The organism is Paraburkholderia sp. BR10872, assembly GCF_040965835.1.
In the GTDB taxonomy this organism is placed as follows: Bacteria; Pseudomonadota; Gammaproteobacteria; order Burkholderiales; family Burkholderiaceae; genus Paraburkholderia; species Paraburkholderia nodosa_A.
Genome location: NZ_JBFRCN010000115.1, coordinates 1 through 4,619, shown reverse-complemented (window position 1 = coordinate 4,619; position 4,619 = coordinate 1). Strand labels below are relative to the sequence as shown.

At 59.8% G+C, this 4,619-nt stretch carries 1 protein-coding gene and 3 pseudogenes; all 4 read right to left on the bottom strand.

All coding sequences use genetic code 11. From position 1 onward, the window contains the following. Positions 1 to 116 precede the first annotated feature (116 nt). Positions 117 to 1,263, bottom strand: a pseudogene (locus AB4Y43_RS40065) (IS3 family transposase); the annotation flags it as partial. A gap of 194 nt (positions 1,264 to 1,457) precedes the next feature. Continuing rightward, positions 1,458 to 2,808 (bottom strand): annotated as a pseudogene (locus AB4Y43_RS40060) (IS701 family transposase). Positions 2,809 to 3,051: 243 nt separating this feature from the next. Beyond that, positions 3,052 to 4,278 carry a transposase gene (locus tag AB4Y43_RS40055; protein WP_368730259.1) on the bottom strand — a complete coding sequence of 409 codons (1,227 nt, stop codon included), beginning with the start codon at positions 4,276 to 4,278 and terminating at the stop codon, positions 3,052 to 3,054. A gap of 214 nt (positions 4,279 to 4,492) precedes the next feature. Continuing rightward, positions 4,493 to 4,619 (bottom strand): annotated as a pseudogene (locus AB4Y43_RS40050) (IS630 family transposase); the annotation flags it as partial.

The window sequence follows — 4,619 nt, the reverse complement described above, 5'->3', positions numbered from 1 at the left end:
CTTTCCGGCTGCCGGGCCTCTGTGTTGGCTCTGACAAAGTGGTGTCCATCACTTCGAAAATGATGGACATCACTTTGATGCCGGTCCCTGCAGCCGTCTACGACGGCCGCCGTGAGCCGCTTACCTTTGATGCAGTCTTGCAGCAACTGAACCGGCGATACAAAGCCGAGCGACGAATGAGGACGACCGCGGTTGTAAAACACTTCAAAGTATCCGAACAGGTCCACCATCGCTTCCTGATGGGTACGGTATCGCGTAGCATGCCCCCGTTCGTTCTTCAGGCTGTTGAAGAAGCTCTCCGTCGGGGCGTGTCCCAACAGTTTCCCTTGCGGCTCATCGAGCAGCACATACCGTATTGCGCCAGCTTGCGCTGGAAGTCGTCGCTGGCATATTCGCCACCCCTGTCCGAATGGTGCAGCGCGCCGGGCTCGGGCTGGCGTCGGAACCATGCCATTGTCAGCGCGTCCGTCACGATGTCAGCCGTCATGCGCGGCTTGATCGATCAGCTGACAACTTCCCGCTTAAACAGGTCCAGCACGATCGCAAGATACAGCCAGCCCTCATCGGTCTAGATGTACGTGATGTCCGATGTATAGACCTGATTCGGCGCTGTCGGCGTGAAAATCGCGCCCCAGCAGATTTTCCGCGACCGGGAGCTTGTGCTTCGAGTTCGTCGTGACAGGGTAACGTCGCTTGTGCCGAGCCCGCATGCCGTTCTCGCGCATGAGCCGCTCGACCCGCTCCTTGCAGGCCGGAAAGCCGCGTGCGCAAACTTCCTCGGTCATCCGTGGTGAGCCATAGGCGTTCTTGACCGCGGCGTGGATAGACTGGATCAGGGCGAGCAACTGGGCCTCTGTGAGACGCTCGCGCCCGGGCGTGCCGCCGCGCATCCACGTCCGATACCGACAGGACCCGCACAGCGCCGACAGCGGATAGTGCCGGCGATGCGAATCAATCCGGGCATACTTCACAGGAGGTCCTTCACGAACAACGCCGCCGCTTTTTTTTTCCGATTTCAAGTTCCATCTGCAGACGCTTGTCCTCAGCCCCCAGGCGTGAGAACTCCATCTGTTCCGGCGTGGCAGCCTTTGTCCCCGGGACATTGAGTGTGCCTGCCTCATCGGCCTTGACCCAGTTGCGCAGCGACTGGTGGGAAATCCCCAGTTCACGAGCAACATCCCGCGCGCTTTGCCCGTCCTTCACTCGCTTTACCGCGATCGTCCTGAACTCAGCGGTGTATGCCTGCTTTGGTACCTTGAACATCGATTCTTTCCTTCCTTCGGGTCGAGTTTACACATGACCTACTGGAAGGCGAAAATTCTGGGGAAGCTCATATATCCTTATGTCTTACTGTGTCACATAATTAGTTGCGCGCTCTATTGCCGCGCAGGAAGAGAGCCATCGTTGCATGAGTCTTTGTCCAAGCAGGATGCGCAACGTAGTGATGGAATCAGGCATCACCATGAGCCAGCACCGGCTGCCGCTCGACCCGCCGTTCCCCGTGGCGTTGAGCGCGCTGGACTGCCCCGCGGGATGTAATCCGGAGGAAGGGCAGGCAGCGCGCGTTCAAGGAAGTTTTTTATCGCGTCCATCTGGTCGCATTCGGAGTCGCTGAGCCATCAGAAACGCATACGAGGCGATACTCAGTGTGGCGTGGTGGTGAAAGCCACGCCAGCCCCTCCCTTCATGATGACCGAGCCCAAATTCCTGTTTCAGGTCCTGATAGTCGCGCTCGATGCGCCAGCGCATCTTGGTCACGAACACAAGCTGCTCAAGTGTCGCTTCCTCGGGGGCGGTAGCGAGAAAGTATTTGAGCGGCTCCGTTTTGCCATCGGGCCATTCGATGAGCAGCCATTCTTCGTCGCGGACGGCGCTTCGCCAATAGTCGCGATGTGCGGGACGAACCCGTACGGCGGCAAAGCGTGAGGATAGTGCTGCGTTGCTGCCTTCCCGCCAGGTTACGGATTGCCAGGCGTTCACGGGTAATTGCATGTCCAGCTCCTTCACGGCGATCGGCTCGTGGCCGGGCGCACGGCGCAACAATGTCGGCGGCTTGCCGCGCCCGCTCCAGGGCTTGGGCGGAAGCGGCTCCATACCGGGCGCCCACACTGAAGTGCCAGGCCGGATCCCTACCGCATACAACAAACCCAGTTCAGTTATGCTTTCCCGAAAAGCGGTTTTATCGCCGTACCCGGCATCTGCGAGCACAATGCCCGGTGCAATGCCGGATGCTATAGCCTCTCGAAGTTGGGCCAGCGCAATCTGTGGTTTCGTCTCGAAGGTGAGATCGTCGGGAGTGCCGGCATAACGCGCTCGTTCACGGTCGTCAATCCATTCCTTGGGGACATACAGCTGCCAGGCAATCGGCAGACTGCCGCGTTGCGTCGCGATCGACAGGCTTACGGCGACCTGACAGTTGTCCTGCTTTCCGAGCTGCCCGCCGTACTGACGTGCCACCTCGACCGAATGACGTCCCTTCTTTGGAAAACCGGTGTCGTCAATAATCCAGTAATAACCGTTCTCTTCGGCTGCGTGTGCGTCTAACGCAGGCATCACCCATTCTCGTACCCGCTGCAAGACCGCACGGTCAGACCAGTCTGCCCTGGCTACAAAGTGGTGGAGAGACTAGTGCTTCGCACTCGCGTGAAGTGGGTCAATGTGCGCGGCCATTGGCTCGACACTCTTGCGCGACAGGGGCAAAACCAAGCCCGAACAGTAGCCGCTGAGGCCGGCATGGCGATCGGCATGCCCTAACGCCTGCCCAAGATGATTCGGATATGTCTCAAATTCGTCGACATCTTCTCTCATCGATCGCCCGAAGTCTATAGTATTCAATGCGACCAGGTATCGCTTTGCCGCAAACAGATTTTGTGACACAGTAAGACTTCTATGGTGCAATGGAAGTCAAGCCCTTTCGCGATCCGTTTTCCCGTCAGTTATCTCCCGAGCGCGACAGGTGGTTATCCACGGCCGGCCGGCGGGGTCGTCTGTTACGACCACGACGCTGGCCGTGGACAACCTGCTCGATCAGATGTTTTGCAATCCTCCATATCAAGCGAGAACAGTAGTGAGGTCGGGGTGTCTGAAGTCCGGGCACTTGACCGGACCAACTTCTATCCGTTCCGGCACGAGACCGGGCACCACATACCGCATGCGCAAGGCGCTGGAACCGCCCCTTATGGACGCGCCCCATCTAGAACTACGGTCACCTGCGAAGGTGACCCGCTTACTGTCCGGGCGCGCCGAACCTTCAAACGCTGCTGCCGCTCGACGTTGGCTACTCAGGTCGCTGTCACCTTCTTCGCAGGGGCTTGAGGGTTGCCCCGAGGGGAATCTCGCCGAATGCGCCATAGCGCGACCGCCAGACGTCTGGCAAGTGCCACAATGCCGATGCGTCGCATACGCTTGTCGCCGCCTGCAAAGCGCTCGTTGAACCAATCGCTTAGCTGGCTGCTGGGCTGGAAGCGCAACCAGTTCCACCATCAGCCATCGCGCTCGCTTGTTGCCGATCTTGCTGATGCCCTGCTCAACTTCACTGGTGCCGCTGGCATAGGGCGTCGGGGCTAAGCCCAGGCAGCCGGCCACTTCACGGCGGTTGTGAAACTGCCGCCAACCAAACAGTTCCCTGATCAGGACCCAGGCACTGCCGGTGCCGATACCCGCAAGGAGCGCGAGCCGCGCAATCGCGGGTTGCGCACCGCTGCGCACTTCGCGCTGCTGCTGTACCTCGAGCGCCCTGATCTGGCCTGGCAGCGAGCAACAGCCGTTCGAATTCGCGTTCGATCTCGGAGCGCAGGGCAGGCAACAGCTGTGCGGTGTGCTGCGTCCACCAGTGCGCCCACGCGCGGCCACCGATTCGCTCGGGCCGCAGGTTGTGGAGTACAGCAGCGAGCGGATGCGGTTGCTATGGGCAGTGCGCTCCTGCCTCAGGCGAGCGAGTTCACGGTGTACCCGCCGCTCATCTTCCTGTTCGGGGGTGGGGATACGTGCGACCGCCCAAGCCCGGCGCTCACCACCGTAGTAACGCATCAGCATCGACAGAAGCTTGTCGCTGTCGAGACGGTCGGTCTTGACGCGACGTCTGCGCCGGTTCACTTCGATACTGGCTGAATCCACCACCAGGTTCGTGATCTGATGTGCTTCCAGGCAGCGGCGAAGCCAGAAGCCGTCACGCCCGGCTTCATAACAGCTGCGCACCGGGGCATCGATGGTCAGATGACAGCGCGCTTTGGCTTTTGAAATCGCCGTAAAGACCGCGGCCGCATCGCCAGCGGCCACTGTGCAGCGGCTCGGGAGTGCACTCCATCGCCCAGCGAGAGCTTCCAGTTCTTGTCACCCAGTTCAAAGGCGACGTACAGCGATCCGGTGATGGTTGTATCCTGCCCATGAAGGGCCGTGCGAGGCGCATTCATTTGCGTACCACCTCGGAAAACGGGTGTCGGAATCCTCGTTTTACTCCAGGAGGCTTACTTCCGCGGCCCTTCCCTAGTATCTAGTGTTCTGTCCCAGAAATAACTTTGCATAGCCGAGCCACTTTCTGGAGAATTGAATCGGCGGTCGCGGTCCATACGAACGGCCGGCCGTGTTGGTTGTACTGCTCGATATATCGCTCGATGCTG